General features: G+C 72.1%; 18 protein-coding genes and 1 pseudogene. 12 read left to right on the forward strand and 7 right to left on the reverse strand.

Translation table 11 applies throughout. The features are described from left to right. Positions 1 to 1,161 (reverse strand): FtsH protease activity modulator HflK (gene hflK / locus RUMESO_RS19945; RefSeq protein WP_037282887.1); only part of this gene is annotated, 1,161 nt, incomplete at its 3' end. A 164-nt stretch (positions 1,162 to 1,325) separates the two neighbouring features. Between hflK and RUMESO_RS19950 the strand changes: the two genes are divergently transcribed. Further along, entirely contained in the window at positions 1,326 to 2,768 is a 1,443-nt protein-coding gene (locus RUMESO_RS19950) for a calcium-binding protein (protein ID WP_051521531.1), read from the forward strand. A 3-nt stretch (positions 2,769 to 2,771) separates the two neighbouring features. On the opposite strand, the pseudogene gorA reads toward RUMESO_RS19950, so the two are convergent. Both gorA and rpiA read right to left on the reverse strand, forming a co-directional pair. Then, positions 2,772 to 4,189 (reverse strand): annotated as a pseudogene (gene gorA / locus RUMESO_RS19955) (glutathione-disulfide reductase). A gap of 1 nt (position 4,190) precedes the next feature. Beyond that, positions 4,191 to 4,967, reverse strand: a complete 777-nt coding sequence (gene rpiA / locus RUMESO_RS19960) for a ribose-5-phosphate isomerase RpiA (protein WP_037282889.1) — start codon at positions 4,965 to 4,967, stop codon at positions 4,191 to 4,193. Positions 4,968 to 5,117: 150 nt separating this feature from the next. Here rpiA and RUMESO_RS19965 point away from each other — a divergent pair, with 150 nt between their 5' ends. From RUMESO_RS19965 to RUMESO_RS19985, 5 genes are all read left to right on the forward strand, one after another. Next, positions 5,118 to 6,464 carry an Nramp family divalent metal transporter gene (locus RUMESO_RS19965; RefSeq protein ID WP_037282891.1) on the forward strand — a complete coding sequence of 449 codons (1,347 nt, stop codon included), beginning with the start codon at positions 5,118 to 5,120 and terminating at the stop codon, positions 6,462 to 6,464. A 70-nt stretch (positions 6,465 to 6,534) separates the two neighbouring features. After that, positions 6,535 to 7,230 (forward strand): glutathione S-transferase family protein, encoded by a 696-nt coding sequence (locus tag RUMESO_RS19970; RefSeq protein WP_037282893.1) that lies wholly within the window; start codon positions 6,535 to 6,537, stop codon positions 7,228 to 7,230. Beyond that, on the forward strand, positions 7,230 to 8,603 hold the full coding sequence (locus RUMESO_RS19975) for an L-serine ammonia-lyase (protein ID WP_037282896.1): 1,374 nt from the start codon (positions 7,230 to 7,232) through the stop codon (positions 8,601 to 8,603). Before RUMESO_RS19970 ends, RUMESO_RS19975 begins: the two co-directional genes overlap by 1 nt. A gap of 84 nt (positions 8,604 to 8,687) precedes the next feature. After that, the gene (locus RUMESO_RS19980; RefSeq protein ID WP_051521532.1) at positions 8,688 to 9,077 is read left to right on the forward strand and encodes a hypothetical protein; all 390 of its coding nucleotides are present in this window, start codon (positions 8,688 to 8,690) and stop codon (positions 9,075 to 9,077) included. Between the two features lie 223 nt (positions 9,078 to 9,300). Continuing rightward, the gene (locus RUMESO_RS19985) at positions 9,301 to 9,888 is read left to right on the forward strand and encodes a dienelactone hydrolase family protein (protein WP_281177589.1); all 588 of its coding nucleotides are present in this window, start codon (positions 9,301 to 9,303) and stop codon (positions 9,886 to 9,888) included. Positions 9,889 to 9,945: 57 nt separating this feature from the next. Here the strand turns inward: RUMESO_RS19985 and RUMESO_RS19990 are convergent, their stop codons facing one another. From RUMESO_RS19990 to RUMESO_RS20000, 3 genes are all read right to left on the reverse strand, one after another. Next, positions 9,946 to 11,901: a DUF4139 domain-containing protein gene (locus RUMESO_RS19990; RefSeq protein ID WP_037282902.1), complete on the reverse strand. Its 1,956-nt coding sequence runs from the start codon at positions 11,899 to 11,901 to the stop codon at positions 9,946 to 9,948. A 98-nt stretch (positions 11,902 to 11,999) separates the two neighbouring features. Next, positions 12,000 to 12,959 (reverse strand): alpha/beta fold hydrolase, encoded by a 960-nt coding sequence (locus tag RUMESO_RS19995; protein ID WP_051521533.1) that lies wholly within the window; start codon positions 12,957 to 12,959, stop codon positions 12,000 to 12,002. After that, positions 12,952 to 13,242, reverse strand: coding sequence for an SCP2 sterol-binding domain-containing protein (locus tag RUMESO_RS20000; RefSeq protein WP_037282904.1), 291 nt, complete (start codon positions 13,240 to 13,242; stop codon positions 12,952 to 12,954). Before RUMESO_RS20000 ends, RUMESO_RS19995 begins: the two co-directional genes overlap by 8 nt. Before the next feature lie 112 nt (positions 13,243 to 13,354). Between RUMESO_RS20000 and RUMESO_RS20005 the strand changes: the two genes are divergently transcribed. From RUMESO_RS20005 to RUMESO_RS20025, 5 genes are all read left to right on the forward strand, one after another. After that, positions 13,355 to 13,897, forward strand: a complete 543-nt coding sequence (locus RUMESO_RS20005) for a tetratricopeptide repeat protein (RefSeq protein WP_245639353.1) — start codon at positions 13,355 to 13,357, stop codon at positions 13,895 to 13,897. A gap of 24 nt (positions 13,898 to 13,921) precedes the next feature. Continuing rightward, a complete protein-coding gene (locus RUMESO_RS20010) occupies positions 13,922 to 17,329 on the forward strand; it encodes a helicase-related protein (protein ID WP_037282908.1) in 3,408 nt (1,135 codons plus the stop codon). Then, positions 17,326 to 17,670: an RNA-binding S4 domain-containing protein gene (locus tag RUMESO_RS20015; RefSeq protein ID WP_051521534.1), complete on the forward strand. Its 345-nt coding sequence runs from the start codon at positions 17,326 to 17,328 to the stop codon at positions 17,668 to 17,670. The genes RUMESO_RS20010 and RUMESO_RS20015 overlap by 4 nt, the downstream gene beginning before the upstream one ends. 46 nt (positions 17,671 to 17,716) lie before the next feature. Then, positions 17,717 to 18,052 carry a ferredoxin FdxA gene (gene fdxA / locus RUMESO_RS20020; protein ID WP_037282910.1) on the forward strand — a complete coding sequence of 112 codons (336 nt, stop codon included), beginning with the start codon at positions 17,717 to 17,719 and terminating at the stop codon, positions 18,050 to 18,052. A 220-nt stretch (positions 18,053 to 18,272) separates the two neighbouring features. Beyond that, positions 18,273 to 18,785 (forward strand): CarD family transcriptional regulator, encoded by a 513-nt coding sequence (locus RUMESO_RS20025; protein WP_037282911.1) that lies wholly within the window; start codon positions 18,273 to 18,275, stop codon positions 18,783 to 18,785. 64 nt (positions 18,786 to 18,849) lie between these two features. On the opposite strand, the gene RUMESO_RS20030 is transcribed toward RUMESO_RS20025, so the two are convergent. Continuing rightward, positions 18,850 to 19,548 carry a DUF4386 family protein gene (locus tag RUMESO_RS20030; protein ID WP_051521535.1) on the reverse strand — a complete coding sequence of 233 codons (699 nt, stop codon included), beginning with the start codon at positions 19,546 to 19,548 and terminating at the stop codon, positions 18,850 to 18,852. A 103-nt stretch (positions 19,549 to 19,651) separates the two neighbouring features. Here RUMESO_RS20030 and RUMESO_RS20035 point away from each other — a divergent pair, with 103 nt between their 5' ends. Then, positions 19,652 to 20,230 (forward strand): TetR/AcrR family transcriptional regulator, encoded by a 579-nt coding sequence (locus RUMESO_RS20035; RefSeq protein ID WP_051521536.1) that lies wholly within the window; start codon positions 19,652 to 19,654, stop codon positions 20,228 to 20,230. The last annotated feature ends 240 nt before the right edge of the window (positions 20,231 to 20,470 follow it).

The raw sequence follows: 20,470 nt of genomic DNA on the forward strand, positions 1-20,470 counted from the left end.
GGCGTTGCCGGCCGGGGCCGCGGGGCCCCTCATCAACTGGTCGAGCGGGAGGAAGGGCACGACGCCCTGCCCGCCCTCGCCCCCGGCGACGGTGGGGTCGAGCACGATCTTGTCCACGTCGCCCAGCACCCTCTCCATGGTCTCGAGATAGATGCGCTCGCGCGTCACGTCCTCGGCGCTGCGATAGGCGTCGAGCACCGCCGAGAAGCGCGAGGCCTGGCCCTCGGCGTCGTTGACGGTCTGGGCGCGGTAGGCCTCGGCCCCCTCGAGGATCTGCGCGGCCTGCCCGCGCGATTCGGCGAGCACCCGGTTGGCGTAGGCGTCCGCCTGCCGCTCGAGCGTGTCGCGCTGCTGCTCGGCCGCCTGCACGGCGCGGAAGGCGTCCACGACCTCCGCCGGCGGCTCGGCCTGCGCGAGGTTCACGCGGACGATGTTGATGCCCGAATCATAGGCGTCGAGCGTCGTCTGGATGCGGTCCCGGGCGGTGTCGGCGATGATGCCCCGGTCGCGGTTCAGGATCGGCGACAGGTTCGAGGCGGCGATGATCTCGCGCATCACCGACTCCGAGACGGCGCGCACCGTCAGCTCGGGGTCCGAGATGTTGAACAGGAGCTTCGCCGGGTCGCTGACGTTCCAGACGACCTGGAAGCCGATGTTCACGATGTTGGCGTCGGTCGTCAGCATCAGCCCCGCGTCGTCCTCGGCCGCCGCGCCGGCCGCCGAGGCGCCGATGGCCTCGTTGCGCTCGGTAGTGGTGTTGACGACGTCGTAGGTCACGAAGGGCCAGGGCGCGAAGTTGAGGCCCGGCCCGGCGGTGTTGGAGTAGCTCCCAAGGAACAGCTCGACCGACTGCTCGGACTGGTCCACCTGGTAGACCGAGACGAAGAGCCAGAGCGCCACCGCGCCCAGCCCGATCAGCCCCAGGGTCCCGCGCGTCATGCGCGGCCCGTCGCCGCGCCCCGGAGGCGGCGCCCCGTTGCGCCCGCCCATCAGGACCCGGAGCTGCTCGCGGCCACGGCTCACGATGCGGTCGATCTCGGGGATCTGGGGTCCCTCTCCGGGCCGGCGCGGCGGGCGCCTGTCCTCGGGTCGCCGGTCGTCGCCGCCGCCCCCGTTGCCGCCGCGGTTGCCTCCGCCGCCCCACGGGCCTCCATTCGCCATTGCGCCTGATCCCCTCGATCCTGTCGCCCCTTAGCTGGTCATCCCGCGCGCAAAAGACAAGCCCATAAGGTTTCGCCCGTCCCCCCTCGGAAGGACGGGTTTCCCGGACTTGCCGGACCCCGCCCCGCAAGGCGATGACGCCCCATATTCTCCCGGAGCGCATTATGATCCCCGTCCTCATCGAGCAGCTCGTTCCCAACCTCGACATCCTCACGCCCACCGACGCCCGCAGCGGCGCCCTTCTGGGCAAGGTCGCCACCGGCTTCGCCTGGCCCGGCTCCACCGCCGTCGCCGCCACCATCGACGACCCGTGGGACAACCGCTTCGACGTCTTCGTCGCCGGCCAGAACCTGACCTACGACGTGAACGGCCAGCTCAGGGGCGGCACGATCACGGCCATCACGATCCTCTCGCCGCAGGGCATCGCCCTCGCGAGCCTCGCGAACGCGGTGCCCGGCGGCCTCGCGCTCGACGTGGCGGGCCTCCGGGCCGCCCGCAACTCGCCCGAGGCGCTCGACGCGCTCGTGGCCCATTGGGACATCACCTACTCGGCCGCCAAGGTCACGAGCCCCGGCGCCACGATCGACGGCGGCGTCACGTTCGAGGGCGCGCGCGGCACCGACAGCCTGACCGGCACCCAATGGGCCGACCATCTGAGCGGCGCGGGCGGCCACGATGTCCTATGGGGCGGCGCGGGGGACGACTGGCTCCACGGCGACGATACCAAGCACGTCCTCTCCGACGCGCCCACGGGCAACGACACGCTGAGCGGAGGCCTCGGCAGCGACTGGCTCTTCGGCGACGCGGGCGACGACGACCTCCGCGGCGGCGACGGCTCGGACATGCTGCGCGGCGACGAGTGGGGCCAGTCCGGCAACGACCGCCTCGACGGCGGCGCGGGCGCGGACCGGTTCTTCTCCGAAGCCGGGAACGACACCTACCTGGGCGGCGCCGGCCGCGACACGCTCACCATCCTCGACGACCTCTCGGTCCCTCTCGTCACGCTCGACCTCACGGCCCACGCGATGACCGGTTACGGCAGCGACACGGTTTCGGGCATCGAGATCGTCGAGGGCAGCTACGAGAGCCGGAACGCCCTGCGCGGCTCCGACGCGGCCGAGAGCTTCTCGGGAAGCTGGCACGAGGACATCCTGAAGGGCGAGGGCGGGGCCGACCGGCTCTGGGGCGACTGGGGCAACGACGAGGTCCGGGGCGGCGCGGGCAACGACCTCCTGGGCGGGGACGCGGGCCTCGACACCATCTACGGCGGCGCGGGGCGGGACAGCTTCTACTTCACCGACGCCGCCGGCGACCGGGTCGAGGACTTCCTCGCCGCCGACGACCAGGTCTGGCTCGCGCAGGGGTTGGTGCCCGGCCTCGCGAACGGCCCGCTCGCCAGCGCCGCCTTCAAGGACCTGAGCGTCGGCAAGGTGGATTCCAGCGACCGCCTTCTCTACGACCGCGCCTCGGGCAAGCTCTGGATCGACGCGGACGGCTCGGGCGCGGCGGTGCGACAGCTCCTCGCGCAGCTCGACCCCGGCACTGCCCTCTCCGCCGCCGACATCGAGGTCAGGCCCACTTGGGACCGGGACGACTTCCTCGTCTGAGCCTCAATCCGACCGGCGCACCGGCTGGCGAAGGGTGACGATCTCCTCGGCCATCGTGGGATGCACCGCCACCACGCGGTCGAAGTCCTCCTTGGTCGCCCCCATCTTCACGGCGACCCCGGCGAGCTGGATCATCTCCCCCGCCTCGGGCGCGACGATATGGCAGCCGAGGACCCTGCGCGTCGCCTGGCTCACGATCAGCTTCATCAGCACCCGGTCCGGCCTTTCGGCGAAGGCCGTGCGCATCGGCCGGAACGCCGTGGCGTAGACCTCGATCGGCTCCTTCTGCCGCGCCTGCTCCTCGGTCAGGCCGATCGCCCCGTATTCCGGCTGCGTGAAGATCGCCGAGGGGATCAGCTCATGGTCGACGGGGGTCGGCACCCCCTCGAACACGGTGCGCGCGAAGGCCATCGCGTCCCGGATCGCCACGGGCGTGAGCTGCGCCCGCCCCGTCACGTCCCCGATGGCGTAGACCGAGGGCACCTTCGTCTGCGAATACTGGTCCACCGGGACGTGCCCGTCGCGCCCGAGCTCGATGCCCAGCGCCTCCAGCCCCAGCCCCTTGGTGTTCGGCGCCCGCCCCGTGGCGAACAGCACCGCGTCGTGGACCTTCTCCACGCCCATCGTGGTCTTGACCTTCACCGGCCCGCCCGCCTCGTGCCTGGGGGGCGCCACGAGCACCTCCCCGGCGGGCAGGTCGAACTCCTCCTCCGGCGCGCCCATCATCTGGATGTCCACGCCCAGGTGCAGGTCGATCCCCCGGTTGCGGATCGACTCGGCCACCAGCCCCCGCGCCTCCTCGTCGAAGCCGCGCAGGATCTGCGCGCCTCGGTAGATCTGCGTGACCTCGACGCCCAGCCCGTTCAGGATGCAGGCCATCTCGCAGGCGATGTAGCCGCCGCCGACGATCAGGATGGACTTCGGCAGCTCCTCCATCAGGAACACGTCGTCCGAGACCATCCCCATCTCCGCGCACGGGATGTCGGGCCGCACCGGCCGCCCCCCGTCGCCACGAGGAGATGCGCCGCCGTGACCGTCTCGCCCGTCGAGAGCCGCACCGTGTGCGGGTCCTCGATGGTGGCCCGCGCGTCGTGGACCTTCACCTTCGACCCGTCGAGCATCCGTCGATAGACCCCCTCCAGCCGGTCCAGCTCCTTGTGCAGGTGCCCCCGGAAGGCGGTCCAGTCGAACCGCCCCTCGCCGAAGCTCCAGCCGTAGCGCGGCGCCACCTCCGCGACCTCGCTGAACTGCGAGGCGAAGACCATGAGCTTCTTCGGCACGCAGCCCCGGATCACGCAGGTCCCGCCCATGCGGGACTCCTCCGCCAGCGCCACCCTGGCCCCGTGCGAGGCCGCCATGCGCGCCGCCCGGACCCCGCCCGAGCCGCCGCCGATCACGAAGAGGTCGTAGTCGAAGGCCATGTCAGTCCGCCAGATCGCTGAAGACGTTGTCCGCGTCCCGGAACGGCACCGTTCCCTGCGCGCCCGAAAGGTCCCGCACCTCCACGCGCCCGTCCTCGAACCCGAGGACCAGCGTGTCGGCGATGTCGATGAAGAGCCCGTTCTCCACCACCCCCGGGATCTGGTTCAGCCGCAGCGCCAGCCCCCGCGCGTCCCCGATCCGCTGGAGCCGCAGGTCGAGGATGCGGTTCCCCTCGTCCGTGACGAAGGGCGCCCCGCCCCGCTCCCGCAGCACGACCTCGCGCCCACCGACGTCGAGGCCCACCAACATCTCCTCGATCAGCCGCTTCGTCGCCTGCCAGCCGAAGGGGATGACCTCCACCGGCAGCGGAAAGGCCCCGAGGGCCGCCACGTCCTTGGCCCCGTCCGCGATGATGACCACCCGGTCCGAGGCGCAGGCCACGATCTTCTCGCGCAGCAGCGCCCCGCCCCCGCCCTTGATGAGCGACAGCTCCCCGTCCGCCTCGTCCGCGCCGTCGATGGTGAGGTCGAGCCAACCCACCTCGTCCAGCGCGACGACCTCGATCCCCACTTCATCGGCGAGGCGCGCCGTCGCCTCCGAGGTCGGCACGCACCGGAGGCGCAGCCCCTCGTCGCGCACGCGCTCCCCCAGCCGCCTCACGAGGAAGGCCGCCGTCGAGCCGGTGCCCAGGCCCACGCGCATCCCGTCCTCGACGAACTCGGCCGCGCGCAGGGCGGCGGCGCGCTTGGCCACATCGGCGGGGGAAAGGTCGGACATGGGCGGGCCTCGCGGGATCGGGATGCCAAGGGGGTATAGGCCGGGCCACCGGCGGGGGCGAGGGGGCACGAGAAATCCACAGGGCACCTTGACAGCGCCATGCCCGACCTACAACTTGCGAATGATTATCATTTTCATTTGGAGCCACCCATGACCGACGCCCTCGCCCCGCTCCGCCGCGACCGGGCGGAACCGGACTGGCGTCAGGGCCGGGGCGACGCGCCGCTGGCCGAGGTCTACCATAGCGTCGCCATCTCCGGCCCGCCCTGGCGGCGGATGGCGGCCTTCCTCGGGCCCGGCTACATGGTCGCCGTCGGCTACATGGACCCCGGCAACTGGGCGACCTCGCTCGCGGGGGGCTCGCGCTTCGGCTACGCGCTCCTCGTGGTTGCGCTGGTGTCGAACATCATGGCGATCCTCCTCCAGTCGCTCTGCGCCCGCCTCGCCATCGCCTCGGGCCGCGACCTCGCCCAGGCCTGCCGCGACGCCTTCCCGCGCTGGGTAGCCCTGCCGCTCTGGCTCCTGGCCGAGCTCGCCATCATCGCCACCGACATCGCCGAGGTGATCGGCACCGCCATCGGCCTCAACCTCCTCTTCGGCATCCCCCTCGCGTTCGGCGTCGTCATCACGTCGCTCGACGTGTTCCTCGTCCTCCTGCTCCAGCGGGCCGGCTTCCGCTGGCTCGAGGCCTTCGTGATCGCCCTCCTCGGCGTGATCGCCGTCTGCTTCGGCGCGCAGATCGTGATGGCCGACCCCGACTGGGGCGGCGTGATCCGCGGCTTCCTGCCCCGGACCGACATCGTCACGAATCCCGAGATGCTGTACCTCGCGCTGGGCATCCTCGGCGCGACGGTGATGCCCCACAACCTCTACCTGCACTCGGCCATCGTGCAGACCCGCGACTACGGCCAGACCCTCCCCGAGAAGCGTCAGGCGCTGCGCTTCGCGACCATCGACTCGACCGTCGCGCTGATGTTCGCGCTGCTCATCAACGCCTCGATCCTGATCCTGGCCGCCGCGAGCTTCAACGCCACGGGCCGCACCGACGTGGCCGAGCTGGGCGACGCCCACCAGCTCCTCGCGCCGATCCTGGGCCTCGGCATCGCGCCCACGCTCTTCGCCGTCGCGCTCCTCTGCTGCGGGCTGAACTCCACCGTGACCGCGACCCTCGCCGGTCAGGCGGTCATGGAGGGCTTCCTCCGGATGCGCCTGCCGCCCTGGCTGCGCCGCCTCATCACCCGGGGCATCGCCATCGTCCCGGCGGCCTTCGTCACCATCTGGTATGGCGACGCCGGCACGGCCGAGCTCCTGATCCTCACGCAGGTGGTCCTGAGCCTCCAGCTCTCCTTCGCCGTGGTCCCCCTCGTCATGTTCACCACGAGCCGCCGCAAGATGGGCGACCTCGTGGCGCCCGGCTGGCTCGCGGCGGCGGCGGTCGTCGTGGCGGTCGTGATCGTCGGCCTGAACCTGAAGCTCCTCTGGGACTTCGTGGCCTGACGCCGTTTCACAAGCGAAACGTCGCTTTCATGCAGGCAGGCCGCGCGCCCTTGGGCGATGTCGGGGGACCATGACCCCCTACCGACTCCACTACGCCCCCGACAACGCCTCGCTCTGCGTGCGCCTCGCCCTCCTCCGCGCGGGCGCCCCGTTCGAGACGGCGCTCGTGGACCGCCGATCGCGCCAGCAGGACAGCGCCGCCTACCGTGCGCTCAACCCCAACGGCCTGATCCCGGCGCTCGAGACCCCTGACGGCCCCCTCTTCGAGACCGGCGCCATCCTGCTCTGGATCGCCGACCGGCACGGCGCCGCGCTGGCGCCGGGGCTGGACGACGACGACCGGGGCCGCTTCCTCGGCTGGCTCTTCTGGCTCGCCAACACCTTGCATCCGGCGCTCCGGATCATTTTCTACCCCGAGCGTCACGTCGCGGGCGACACCGGCCCGCTGGTCGCGCGGACGCGCGAAAGGATCATCGCCATGCTGGACCTGCTGGAGGCCGAGGCCCCGCGCCTGCGCCCCTGGCTCGGCGCCGAGGGATCGAGCCTCCTCGACTGCTATCTCTGCCCGCAGCTCCGCTGGCTGGCCCTCTACCCGCAGGGCGACACCGCCTGGTTCGACCTCACGCGCTGGCCCACCCTTCACGCCGTCGCCGAAAAGATGGATACGCGCCCCGAGACCGCCGAGGCGCAACGGGCGGAGGGCCTCGGCCCCACCCCCTTCAGCGCGCCCGTCCTGCCCAACCCGCCCGAGGGGAGCCCTCTCTGATGTTCCTGTCCGTCTTCGATATGTTCAAGGTCGGCATCGGCCCCTCGTCCTCGCACACGATGGGCCCGATGGTCGCTAGCGCTCGCTTCCTCGACCTCCTGCGCGCGCAGCCCTTCGAGGTCGCGGGCCTCAGGGCCTCGCTTCATGGGAGCCTCGCCTTCACCGGCGTGGGCCACGCCACCGACCGCGCCACGATCCTCGGCCTCGCGGGCTTCACCCCCGCCGACTACGACGCCGAGAAGGCCGAGGCCACGCTGGCGCGGATCAAGGAGACCCACGAGGTCCACCCCGAGGGCCTGCCGCCCCTCCGCTTCGACCCCGCGACCGACCTCCGCTTCGACTACGGCCCCGCGCTCCCCGGCCATGCCAACGGCATGATCCTCAAGGCCACCGACGCGCAGGGCGACGTGATCGTCGAGGAGACCTACTACTCCATCGGCGGCGGCTTCGTCCTCACGGCGGACGAGCTGGCCGGCGGCAAGGCCAAGGACGACGGCGCGCCGGTCCCCTACCCCTTCGACACCGCCGAGGCGATGCTGCGCATGGCCCGCGACTCCGGCCTCTCCATCGCCGAGATGAAGCGGAGGAACGAACTCACCCGCCGCAGCGCGCAGGACCTCGACCGCGGCATCGCCCGCATCTGGGAGGTGATGAACGCCTGCATCGACCGTGGCCTCGCCGGCGAGGGCATCCTCCCCGGCGGCCTCAAGGTCCGGCGCCGCGCCCGGGGCATCCACCAGGCCCTGCTGGCCGAGCGCGGCCTCAACATCAACCCGCCCCACACGATCAACGACTGGATGTCCGCCTACGCCATGGCGGTGAACGAGGAGAACGCCGCCGGCGGGCAGGTCGTCACCGCCCCGACCAACGGCGCGGCCGGCGTGCTGCCGGCGGTGATCCGCTACTGGCTCGACCACGTCCCCGGCGCGACTCCGCGCCTGATCCCCGAATTCCTGCTGACCGCCGCCGCCATCGGCGGGCTCATCAAGTACAACGCCTCGATCTCCGGGGCCGAGGCCGGCTGCCAGGCTGAGGTCGGCTCCGCCTCCGCCATGGCCGCCGCCGGGCTCTGCGCGGTGATGGGCGGCACCCCCATGCAGGTCGAGAACGCCGCCGAGATCGCCCTCGAGCACCACCTCGGCATGACCTGCGACCCCGTGAAGGGCCTCGTCCAGGTCCCCTGCATCGAGCGCAACGGCCTCGGCTGCATCAAGGCCGTCTCGGCGGCCTCCCTCTCCCTGCGCGGCGACGGCACCCACTTCGTCCCGCTGGATGCCGCCATCGAGACCATGCGCCAGACCGGCGAGGACATGCACACCAAGTACAAGGAGACGAGCCTCGGCGGCCTCGCGGTCAACGTCCCGAACTGCTGAGGTCAGGGGAGCCTGACTTTCCCGGCATCCGCGCCCGGCCTACGACTCCGACAGCCCCGAGGGGGCCGTTTCAAGGAGTCCAGATTGCCGTTCCTTCATTACCTCCGCGCCTTCGCCGGCGCCGCCGCTCTCCTCGCCGCGAGTCACGCGCTCGCGCAGGAATCCCTTCCCACCCGGCTCGGCGACTGCGCCGAGACCACCATCGCCGACATCGGCCCGCGCCTGATGGACGACCCCGACTTCGAGAGCGGCGTCGGCATCGCCTACGCGAACGGCCTCGGCCAGGTCAGCTACGACCGCGTCCAGGAGGTCATCGACTCCCAGCCCGGCGACCCGGTGCGGATGTGCCTCGTCTACATCCCCGCGAACTGCCCGCCCGGCGACGACCGCGGCAAGGTCTACGCCACGACCAACCTCCGCACCGGCGCGACCTGGGAGATGCCCGACGCCCAGCACGAATGCGGCGGGGCCTGAGTCTCGGCCCAGACTCGGAACGCCAAGCAGTCGAAATGGCGTAGGGCGGGCTTCAGCCCGCCATGCTCCGCTGGCAACGGGTGCGCCTCGGGGCCGATGTGGCTGGCGGGCTGAAAGCCGCCCTACGCATGATCCGGCCAGACGCCCTCGGCGGGCCGCCACCCATCCGCCCTTCCCCACCGAGCTCCCCGTTGACGGCTCGCTTCTGTTCCCCCTACGTTCCATCCGTCACCCCCAGGGAGCCATCCGGATGGCCCACATCCTCCTCTTCCACTCCATCCTCGGCCTCCGCCCCATCGAGCGCGACCTCGCCCGCGAATGGGAAGCGGCGGGCCACACGGTGACCCTCGCCGACCTCTACGACGGCCGCACGGCCCAGGACTACGACGCGGGCTTCGCGATCCACGGCGAGATCGGCCCCGCCAGGGTCCGCGCCCGGGGCGAAGCCCTCGCGGCGAGCGCGCCCGAGGACTCGGTCCTCGCGGGCGTCTCCATGGGCGGCGACCTCGTGGGCCACCTCTGGGGCCAGCGCCCCCGCTGCCCGGGCGCGCTCCTCATCTCCGGCCCCGCGCCCTGGTCCCCGGACCTCCGCCCGGGCTTCCCGGTCCAGTCCCACATCGCCCACCCCGACCCCTTCGACGGGGAGGAGTTCTTCGCCGACTGGGTCGCCCGGAACCCCGGCGCCGCGCTCGACCTCCGCCGCTACGACGGCGTCGGCCACTACTTCCTCGACCCCACCCTCCCCGACCATGGCGAACAGGCCGCCCGGGACTGTCGCGCCGCCATGCTGGAGTTCCTCGCCAAGCTCTAGGGCCCGGCCCACGCCTCGCGCCAGCCGGGCCCCGACTCCGCCCGGGTCAGGAGAGGCTCACCCCGCCCCGCCCAGATGCGCCTCCAGCGCCGCCTGCGCCTGCTCGGACGCCGTTCGCGCGGCGGCCGTGGCCTCGCCCGCCGTCCCGATCCGGTCCTCCAGTTGCAGAAGCTGCGCGAGGAACCGGTCATAGGCCTCCGACGGGTTCTCCACCGATCCCAGGTTCCGCCGCGCCCGCTCCTGCTCTGAGGTCAGCCGCTGCTCCTCCGCCTCGGCCTGCGCCAGCGCGTCCCCGGCCCGGCTCGCCTCGCGCATCAGCCGCGCGGCCTCCTCCAGGTAGGCCTTGCTCGCCGCGTCGGACGCCTGCCCGACCCAGCCCAGCACCGTCACCTCGTCCAGCATCCCGATCTGCACCACCTGCTCGAAGGGGTAGCGGTCGCGCAGCACCAGCCGCGCGCCGTCCGCCGCCACCGGCATCTCGAACCGCATCCAGCGCGAGCCGTCGTCCTCCTGCCGCACCTCCCCTTGCGGACCTGACACGACCTCCGTCTCCCAGCCCTGCGTCTGCGGGTGGTCCACCGCCACCTCCCGCGCCTCGCCCGAGGGCGAGGTCACGAGGTAGCCCACGTCCCGCACCTGCTCCTGCGTGATCCGCAGCACGCCCTCGGCGGCCTTGACGGAGACCTGTCGCGTCGTCTCCGACACCGTCTCCTCGACCCGCAGCTTGCGGTCGGTCCCGTAGGGCACGGCCTTCCGCTCCCCCGGCCCGACCAGCGGGAAGTCCGCGTCGCCCACATAGCCGCCGTCCTCGTCCGAGACGGTCATGATCCCGGCGGGCAGCCGCACGCCCAGGTCGTTGACGATCTCCAGCACCATGTCCGGGTTCCCGGTCCGCGTGTAAAGCTGCCCCTGCCACAGCGACAGGTGGCTCGCCTCCAGCGAATCCGCCAGGAACGGCAGCGACAGCATCTCCCCCGCCGCGAGGTCCACCGGCGCCGCGAACTGGAAGCGCGAATCGAGCACGCCCTCCTCGGTCGCGGCGCTGGCCTCGATCGGCGCAGGCGGGGGCGCCGCCGCGGCCATGTCCCCCGCGAAGCCTCCCACCGCCTCCTCGAGGATCGAGCGCGGCGCCTCGGGCTCCATGACCGTCACCGGCATCGGCATCCCCGGCTCGGGCTGCACCTCGGGTCGATACCGCCAGTCGCGCCCATGCAGGTCCGCCGTCAGCGTCCGGGGGCTGCCGGAGCTGAGCGTGAGGCTCACGTCGTCCCAGTCCTCGCCTGTCGCGTTCTCGATCACCGCCCAGGCCTGCAGGTCCACCGCCCCATCGGCCTCAGTCAGCGCGCGGTACGAGGTCTTCCAGGCCGGCGCCGCGACCACATAGGTCACCGCCCCGTCCGCGATCTCCTGCCCGTCCAGCGTCACCGCGACCTCGCGCATCGTCCCCGACGCCGCCTCGCGCAGCGCCGAAAGCCCTCGCGCCAGCGCCTGCGCGATCTCGGCGTCGAGGATTGTGATCTCCACGTCGGGGGTCAGCTCGATCCGCCGCACGGTCCCGTCGTCGCCCACGAGCGTCAGCATCGTCCGGCAGCCTGTCTCCGTGGCGCAGTCGTCAGCCACGCCCATCACCACCCCCTCGCGCCCGTCCGGATAGCCCCGGTCGGCGATCCGCACCCGGATGCCCGGCACAGACCGCAGGAGCAGCGACAGGTCCGTTGCCGCCGCCGGCGGGAAGGGCAGCGACGCAAAGGCGTCCTCCACCGGCGTCTCCCCATCGAGGGCCATGCTCGCCCCCGTCACCCCCGTCCCGCGCACGAGGAGCGACTTCAGCACGTCGTTCACGTCCCGCAGCGGCACGCGAAGGGTCACGGCGCGCGCCGCCCCCGTCTCGCGCGTGAGCTCCGCGAGGCCCGCCTCGAACAGCGTGACCTGCCTCACCGGGGCATCCTGCGCGAGCGCGGGGACGGCGGCGATCAATGCGACGATGGAAATGGCGGACCGGAACGCGGACATGAACGTCTCCCTTGGAATGAGCGACGCCACCCTATCACCCCGCGCGGCCCCCGCGAGGCAGGGTTTCCCGACCCAAGGAATCGTCCGCCCCGCGCGTCCTAGCCTTTCCGGGCCCCCTCGAAGAGAGCCACGACCTCCGCCAGCGCCCGCCCCCGGATGACGGGCCGCTCCATGAGCACCTCGTGCCGCGCCCCCTGCAGCGTCACGAGCCTCGCCCCCGGCCAGTCGTCGAGCCGCCGCCCGATCCGCGCCGGGTCCACGACGGCCTCCTCGCTCCCGACAAGGCCCAGCGCCGGCACCTTGGGCGCGGGCGCCCACATCAGCCGCCGCATCTCCCGCAGCGCCTCGTTCAGCCAGTGGAGCGACGGCGCCCCGACCCCCAGGTCCGGCTCGGCCGTCATGTGGGACCGCAGCCACTCCCAGGTCTCGCGGTCCGAGGTGAGGAGGTTGTCCGCGAAGTCGCAGCAGAGCACGTAGTTGAAGGGCTCCGCCCCCGGCATCAGCAGGTGGCTCAGCGCGAAGGCCCGGCTCATGGAGCTGACCGACCAGGCGACCGGCTTCAGCGCCGCCGTCATCGCGAAGCCCCACATCGGCGCCGAGAACACGGCGGCCCTCACCGGCAGCCCCTCGATCAGCGCCCGCAGCCCGATCGCCCCCCCCATCGAATGGGCGAGCATGAACCACGGCTCGGGCAGCCCCAGCTCCCGCCCATGCGCGACCATCGCCGCCACGTCGCGCTGGTAGTCCGACCACTTGCCCACATGGCCGAGGCTGCGGTCCCCCCGCAGCCGGTCCGAGAGCCCCTGCCCCCGCCAGTCGACCGTGAGCGTCGCATAGCCCCGCGACCGCAGGTCCCCCGCCACGCGCCCATATTTCTCGGCGTATTCGGTGCGGCCCGTGAACACGAGCACCGTCCCCATCGGCGCATCGCGTGCCCAATGCACCGCGCGCAGCCGCACCCCGTCCGGCAGCATCACCCAGCGCGCCTCCGCCTCCGCCGGCCCCTGCGCGAGCCGCCGGTGGAACGGCGCCCGGGTCTCGGTCAGCCCGTCAAGCAAGGGCCGAGGCGAGCCGCATGGCCGCCCCCATGTCGCCGTCGACGGCGAGCTTCCCGGACATGAAGGCCGAGGCGGCGTTGATGTCGCCCTCCAGCAGCCCCCGGAAGGTGTCGGGCGTCGCCGTCAGCGTCACCTCGGCCGGCCCCTCGCCGACCCGCGCCTCCCCCTGGTCGAGGAAGATGCTCCCCTCCCCGGTCAGCACGAACATGGCCGTTCCCTCGTAGCTCCGGCCTTGGAGCTTCCGGTTCAGCTCCGTCACGGCCTGGTCCAGCATGGCGCTCATCGCGGCCCCTTTCCCTCATGTCCCATATGTGATGCCCGGCCTCTGGAACTTGTTCCCTCCGGCGCGCTACATCAGCACTATGGGACCGCGCCCCCTCCGCATCAAATCTGCCGTGACGGCACTTCTCGCTGCCCTCTGGCTTGCGTCCCCCCTCGCCGCCCAGCAGCAGACCGACCGGGAGCGCGAGGCCGACCTCCTCCAGCAGCTCTCCGAGGCCCAGGACCCGCACGCCGCCTCAATGATCGAGGGGGAGCTCAGGACCCTCTGGTCCCGCAGCGGCTCGGCCGCCATCGACCTCCTCTACAGGCGCGGCCAGGACGCGCTCCAGGCCGGCAAGCCCGAGGAGGCCGTGGAGCACTTCACCGCCGCCCTCGACTGGGACCCGGACTTCGCCGAGGCCTATGTCGGCCGCGCCCAGGCCTACTACATGACCAACGCGGTCGGTCCCGCCATCGACGACCTGCGGGAGGCGCTGGTCCTGAACCCCAACCAGTGGGAGGCGCTGATGGGCTTCGCCGCCGTCCTCGAGGAGGTGGGGCTGGAGGAGGACGCCCTTGAAGTGTGGCACCGGGTGCACGACATGCATCCCCAGAACCCCGAGGCTTTGGCCGCCGTGACCCGCCTCGAAACGCAACTCCAGGGCCAGACGCTCTAGACCCCGCCCTGGCCGGGACCCCGCATGACCCCTTCCCGCGTCACGGCCGTCCTCGGCCCGACCAACACCGGCAAGACCCACTACGCCATCGAGCGGATGCTCGCCCACCGCACCGGCATCATCGGGTTGCCGCTGCGCCTCCTCGCGCGCGAGGTCTACGACCGCATCGTCAAGCTGCGCGGCCCCTCGGTGGTGGCCCTCGTGACGGGCGAGGAGCGGATCGTCCCCGACCGCGCCGCCTATTGGGTCTGCACCGTCGAGGCCATGCCCGACGGCATGGGCGCCGACTTCCTCGCCGTGGACGAGATCCAGCTCTGCGCCGACCCCGAGCGCGGCCACGTCTTCACCGACCGGCTCCTCCACGCCCGTGGGTTGCACGAGACGCTGTTCCTCGGCTCCGAGACGATGCGCGGCGCCATCGCCGGCCTCGTGCCGAACGTCCAGTTCCTGAAGCGCGAGCGGTTCTCCACGCTCACCTACACCGGCCCCCGCAAGATCAGCCGGATGCCCGAGCGCGCCGCCATCGTCGGCTTCTCGGTCGAGAACGTCTACGCCATCGCCGAGTTCATCCGCCGCACGCGCGGCGGCGCGGCCGTGGTCATGGGCGCGCTGTCCCCGAGAACGCGCAACGCGCAGGTGGAGCTCTACCAGAACGGCGACGTGGACTTCCTGGTCGCCACCGACGCCATCGGCATGGGCCTCAACCTCGACATCGACCACGTCGCCTTCTCGGGCCTCACCAAGTTCGACGGCCACCGGATGCGAGAGCTCCAGCCCGACGAGCTCGCCCAGATCGCCGGCCGCGCCGGGCGCCACACCCAGAACGGCACCTTCGGCGTCACCGGCGAGGCCCACGACCTCGACCCCGAGGTGGTGGAGTCCATCGAGGAGCACCAGTTCCGCCCCGTCACCCGCCTGATGTGGCGCAACTCCCGCCTGCAGTTCGGCAGCGTGAAGCGCCTGATCCAGACCCTGGAGGAGCGCACCGACAACCCCTGGCTCGGCCGCGTGCGCGAATCCGACGACCTGGGCGCGCTCCGCTCTCTCTCCGCCGACGCCGAGGTCATGGCCCGCGCCACCGACGGGCCCAGCGTCAAGCTCCTCTGGGACGTCTGCCGCATCCCCGATTTCCGGGGCATCTCCAAGGGCGAGCACGCGGCGCTCCTGGCCGAGATCTACAACTTCCTGCACGAGAAGGGCCGCGTCCCCGCCGAATGGCTGGGCGAGGCGGTGCGCCGGCTCGACCGCGTGGACGGCGACATCGACACGCTGTCCAAGCGGCTCGCCTACATCCGCACCTGGACCTATGTGGCCCAGCGCAAGGGCTGGGTGGGTGACGAGGGTTATTGGCGCGACGAGACCCGCGCTGTAGAAGACCGCCTGTCGGACGCCCTGCACCAGGCGCTGACGGAACGTTTCGTGGACCGGCGGACGAGCACCCTCGCCCGGCGGCTCAGGCAAAGGGAGGTCCTCGTGGCCGAAGTGGACGACAAGGGCGCCGTGACCGTGGAAGGTCACGCGGTGGGACGGCTGGAGGGCTTCCGCTTCCGCGCGGAGCGCGCCGACAACCCCGACGAGGCCCGAACGCTGCGCCAGGCGGCGGCCCAGGCGCTCGCGCCCCAGTTCCATCTGCGCGCCGACCGCTTCTACAACGCCCCCGACACCGAGATCGACTTCACCGAGCAGGGCGGCCTCATGTGGGGCGAGCACGCCGTCGGGCGTCTGGCGAAGGGCTCCGAAGCGCTGAAGCCCGAGGTCGTGGCCTTCGTGGACGAGGAAGCGGGCCCCGAGGTCGCGCAGAAGGTCCAGCGCCGCCTCCAGCACTTCATCGACCGCAAGATCGCCGCCGCCATGGAGCCCCTGCTGACCATGGGCCGCGACGAGGCCCTCACCGGGCTCGCCAAGGGCTTCGCCTTCCGTCTGAACGAGCATCTCGGCATCATCCCGCGCGGCGAGATCGCCGAGGAGGTCAAGCAGCTCGACCCCGAGGCCCGTTCGGCGCTGCGCAAGCACGGCGTCCGCATCGGCCAGTTTACGGTCTTCCTGCCCGCGCTCCTCAAGCCCGCGCCGACGCGCCTGCGCCTCGTGCTCTGGTCGCTCTGGAAGGGCCTCGACGAGTTCCCCTCCGCCCCGCCCGCCGGCCACGTCACCGTGCCCGCGCCGCAGGGTCTGCCGCAGGGCTTCTGGGCCATGGCCGGCTACCGCGCCGCCGGCGACCGCGCCATCCGCATCGACATGCTGGAACGGCTGGCCGACATGCTGCGCGACAAGGACTCCCGCAAGGGCTTCGAGGCCGCGCCCGAGATGCTCTCCATCACCGGCCTCTCGCTCGAGGCCTTCGCCCACCTGATGGAGGGCCTGGGCTACCGCGCCGAGAAGGCCGAGCGTCCCAAGGTCCGCGCGCCCAAGCCCGCCACGCAGCAGCCCGGCCCGATCCCCGACGAGACCCCGCGCGAGGCCGAGACCCTCGCGCCGAGCCTGGTCCCGGCCACCGAGCCCGCCCCCGTCCCCTCCGACATGCCGCAGGAGCCTGCCATCATGGCCCCGCCGCCGGTGACCGCCGGCGAGCCCGACGTGCCGATGCCCGTGGAGGAGCCCCCGCCCGGCCCCGACACCACGCCGCCGCAGACGCCCTCCGAGGACCCGAGCCCCACGCCCGAGACCCCGCCCGGCCAGCCCGAGGAGGTCCCGCCCGCGCCCGACGTCCCGGAGACGCCCGAGCAGCCCCCCGAGCCCGACCTCCCGCCGCAGGAGCTTCCCGTCGAGGAGCCCCCGGAGGAGGCCCCGCAGCCGCCGACCGAGCTTCCGGGCTCCGAGCCCGCCGAGATGCCGATCATCACCCCCTCGGAGCTCCCCGACATCACGCCGGCCGAGATGCCGATCAACACGCCGATGGAGGTGCCGGGCAGCCCCTACGCCTCGGCCGAGGCCGCCGATGCGCCGGCCCCGGACATGACGGCCCCGGACATGACGGCCCAGGCCGCCGAGGCCTCCGCTCAGCCGGTGGAGATGGAGTCCTTCTACACCTTCACCTGGGGCGGCCGCGCCCAGCGCCGCCCGCAGCAGCCCGAGCGCGCCCGCTCCGAGGGCCGTCCCCCGCGCCGCGAGGGTCAGCCCCGCCGCGACGGCCAGCCCGCGCGGGCCGACCGTCCGCAGGGCGAGCGTCCTCAGGGCGACCGTCGGGGCCCGCGCCCCGAGCGGACGGAAGGCGCCGAAGGCCAGCCCGCCCGTCGCGAGGGCCGCCCGCCCCAAGGCAAGGGCAAGCCGCGCGGCGACCGTCCCGAGAAGGGCGGCCCGCGTCCCGACCGCTTCGACAAGGGCGACCGGGGCCGCAGCTTCGAGGCCCATCCCCCGCGCGAGGAGCCGAGGGGCAAGCGCATCGACCCCGACAACCCCTTCGCCGCCGCCCTGGCCGGGTTCAAGACCAAGTGACCAACGGTCGGCCGGACGGGACGGGGGAGGCCCCCCGCGAGACGATCCGCCTCGACAAGTGGCTCTTCCAGGCGAGGTTCCTGAAATCCAGGGGCCTCGCCGCCGACCTGATCGGGGAGGGCAAGGTCCGCGTGAACGGCCAGCCCACCGACAAGCCCGCCCGCGCCGTGGGCCCCGGCGACGTCCTGACCTTCGCGCTCCACGGCCGCGTCCGCGTGGTCCGCATCCTCGACGTGGGCGAGCGTCGCGGGCCCGCCCCGGAGGCGCAGGCGCTCTACGAGGATCTCGCGCCGCAGGCTCCCCAGCCCTCCTCGGACTCCGCGCCCCCTCCGCTTGAATGATCCGGCGTGGGGGGGTAGGTCACGCCCGACCAGGAGACCCACCCCCATGACCTACGTCGTCACCGAGAACTGCATCGCCTGCAAATACACCGACTGCGTGGAGGTCTGCCCCGTCGACTGCTTCTACGAGGGCGAGAACTTCCTGGTGATCCACCCCGACGAATGCATCGACTGCGGCGTCTGCGAGCCCGAATGCCCCGCCGACGCCATCCGCCCCGACACCGAGCCCGACATGGCCAAGTGGGTGGAGTTCAACCGCAAATACGCCGAGCGCTGGCCCGTCATCACCCAGAAGAAGGACATGCTCCCCGGCGCCCAGGAGATGGACGGCAAGCCCGGCAAGATGGCCATGTTCAGCGAGGCGCCCGGCGAGGGCAGTTGAGGGACGACCCGGCGGAACATCACCGGTGGGACATAGTGTCCCAGGGGGCGGGCTTTCGTGGCTCGCAAAATTGTGCTATGGAAACGGGCATATGAGGCCCGACAGAACTTGAACCGACCTCCACGAGTTATCACCTGACGGGAACCTGTTTCCGTCAGGTTTTGTGTTGCCCCCGGTCCTGCCCCTCACGGCCCGAGCTCCACGATTCGGAAGGATACCCATGACCAAGACCAGGAAGAGCGAGTTCCGCCCCGACGACTTCGTCGTCTACCCCGCCCACGGGGTGGGCAAGATCATCTCGATCGAGGAGCAGGAGGTCGCGGGTTTCAAGCTCGAGCTCTTCGTCATCTCCTTCGAGAAGGACAAGATGACGCTCCGCGTTCCCACCAACAAGGCGACCGAGGCCGGGCTGCGCGCCCTCTCCTCGCCCGACGTGGTGTCGCACGCGCTCAAGACGCTCAAGGGCAAGGCCAAGGTCAAGAAGGCCATGTGGTCCCGCCGCGCCCAGGAGTATGAGCAGAAGATCAACTCGGGCGACCTGATCGCCATCGCCGAAGTGGTCCGCGACCTCCACCGCGCCGACGACCAGCGCGAGCAGAGCTACAGCGAGCGTCAGCTCTACGAGGCCGCCCGCGAGCGCCTGACCCGCGAGATCGCCGCCGTCGGCGGCCGCGACGAGGTCGCCGCCGCCAAGGAGATCGACGACGTGCTGCTGGGCCGGGCTGCGGCCTGATCTAGCGCCCGACCCGAATCGCAGGGCCGCGTCCGACAGGGCGCGGCCTTTTCCGTTCCCGCCGTCAGGCCAGCCGCGCCACCCGGACCGCCCCGCCGCGCAGCAGGACCACGCCCGACCCGACCAGCCAAAGCGACAGCAGCAGGTAGCCCGCGATCGCCGCCAGCCCAAAGGCCGATCCGTCCGCGCCCACCGCCATCGCGACACCCTCCATCGCCCCCAGCCCCACCGCCACCGCCGCGACGGCGCCCAGGCTGGCCAGCCACCTCGACCCTTCCGCCACCTGGATCGCCGCCACCGTCCCCAGGAAGGCCGCGGTCAGCAGCATCCCCAGGTGCTCGCCCACCGCCGTGCCCGCAAAGGCATGGATCAGCGCGAACTCCCCCTCCGAACCCGGCGTGGCCGCCAGCACCGGCACGACCATCGTCCACCGCAGGAGCCCCATGGCCTGCGTGAGCCCCGCGAGCGCCGCCAGGATCGCCGCCGCGACAGCCAGCGCCGGGACTCGCGTCACCCGCCCGCCACCCAGCGCCAGCCCGAGCCCCACCGGCACGAACAGGATCGCCGCCAGGGCAAAGGCATACCAGGTCAGCACGAGCGACGCGCCCCCCGCCGCGAAGGCGGCCAGGATCTGCTCCGGCGGTTCGCGCAGGATCGCCGGATAGTCGAACCGCACCGCCAGCAGCGCATAGGGGACGTTCAGGCCGAGGGCGAGAAGGATCGAGCCCGCGCCGACGACGCGGGAGGGGGTCTGGGCAGCCATGTCGGGGTCTCCGGGGGTTCAGTTTGTCACTGGTCGGTGACATACAGGGGAGACCGATTCGCGTCAACGAGAAAGTCACCGAACGGTGACATAGAGAGAGCCGATGACCCGCGACCGCCAGGCCACCACCGCGCGCCTCCTCGACGCCGCCTTCGCGACCCTAGCTGGGGAGGGATTCGCCGGCTTCGGCATCAACGCCGTGGCCCGCGCCGCCGGCTGCGACAAGAAGCTGATCTACCGCTACTTCGACGGCCTCGACGGCCTCCTCGACGCCATGGGGGCCCGCGTGGCCGAGGATCTCGTGGCCGCCCTCGCTCCGGCCCTCGATCCCCCCGCCGCCACCTATGCCGAGATGATCGAGCGTTTGGCGCTCGCCCTGCTCGCGCATCAGCGGTCCGACCCCCGCTTCCGCCTCCTCCGCGCCGCCGAGCTGGCGGGCGGCTCGCCCTCCGCCCTGCGGTTCCAGGCGGCAAGGGGGCGCGCCATGCAGGACTGGATGCGCCAGGCCCGGGGCGACCTCGCCCCGCCCGAGGGCGTCGACGCCCCCGCCCTCAACTCCGTCCTCATCGCGGCCGTCGAAGGCTTGGCCCTCTCTGGCGGCACCGGCCTCGACGCGGATGGCGGAGAGCGGCTGCGCCACGCCCTCGTCCACCTCGTCCGCCGGGCCTACGAGCCCGGCTAGCCCGCCGAGGTCCAGGCGCCTCACGGCTCGCCGGCTCACGTCCGCTCCCCATCCAGGAAGTCCGTGTTCGCACGCACTGCGCAAGCCGGCACCGAATCGGTCCGGGACTCGATGCGGGCCAAATCCCGTCCCAACGGGCGACGCAACACCCCCGCCGAGCGGATTTCCCGGCCCGATCAACCTCTTACCTCCGGGGTGTTGCGTCCCCCCACCCCCCACCGAACGCTCCATTTACGATCC

This window comes from Rubellimicrobium mesophilum DSM 19309 (genome assembly GCF_000600335.2).
Classification (GTDB): domain Bacteria; phylum Pseudomonadota; class Alphaproteobacteria; order Rhodobacterales; family Rhodobacteraceae; genus Rubellimicrobium; species Rubellimicrobium mesophilum.

Coding starts and splice junctions, on each gene's coding strand:
- RUMESO_RS19950 (WP_051521531.1), top strand. CDS start 1,326: ATGATCCCCGTCCTCATCGAGCAGCTCGTTCCCAACCTCGACATCCTC.
- rpiA (WP_037282889.1), bottom strand. CDS start 4,967: ATGTCCGACCTTTCCCCCGCCGATGTGGCCAAGCGCGCCGCCGCCCTG.
- RUMESO_RS19965 (WP_037282891.1), top strand. CDS start 5,118: ATGACCGACGCCCTCGCCCCGCTCCGCCGCGACCGGGCGGAACCGGAC.
- RUMESO_RS19970 (WP_037282893.1), top strand. CDS start 6,535: ATGACCCCCTACCGACTCCACTACGCCCCCGACAACGCCTCGCTCTGC.
- RUMESO_RS19975 (WP_037282896.1), top strand. CDS start 7,230: ATGTTCCTGTCCGTCTTCGATATGTTCAAGGTCGGCATCGGCCCCTCG.
- RUMESO_RS19990 (WP_037282902.1), bottom strand. CDS start 11,901: ATGTCCGCGTTCCGGTCCGCCATTTCCATCGTCGCATTGATCGCCGCC.
- RUMESO_RS20000 (WP_037282904.1), bottom strand. CDS start 13,242: ATGAGCGCCATGCTGGACCAGGCCGTGACGGAGCTGAACCGGAAGCTC.
- RUMESO_RS20010 (WP_037282908.1), top strand. CDS start 13,922: ATGACCCCTTCCCGCGTCACGGCCGTCCTCGGCCCGACCAACACCGGC.
- fdxA (WP_037282910.1), top strand. CDS start 17,717: ATGACCTACGTCGTCACCGAGAACTGCATCGCCTGCAAATACACCGAC.
- RUMESO_RS20025 (WP_037282911.1), top strand. CDS start 18,273: ATGACCAAGACCAGGAAGAGCGAGTTCCGCCCCGACGACTTCGTCGTC.
- RUMESO_RS20030 (WP_051521535.1), bottom strand. CDS start 19,548: ATGGCTGCCCAGACCCCCTCCCGCGTCGTCGGCGCGGGCTCGATCCTT.
- RUMESO_RS20035 (WP_051521536.1), top strand. CDS start 19,652: ATGACCCGCGACCGCCAGGCCACCACCGCGCGCCTCCTCGACGCCGCC.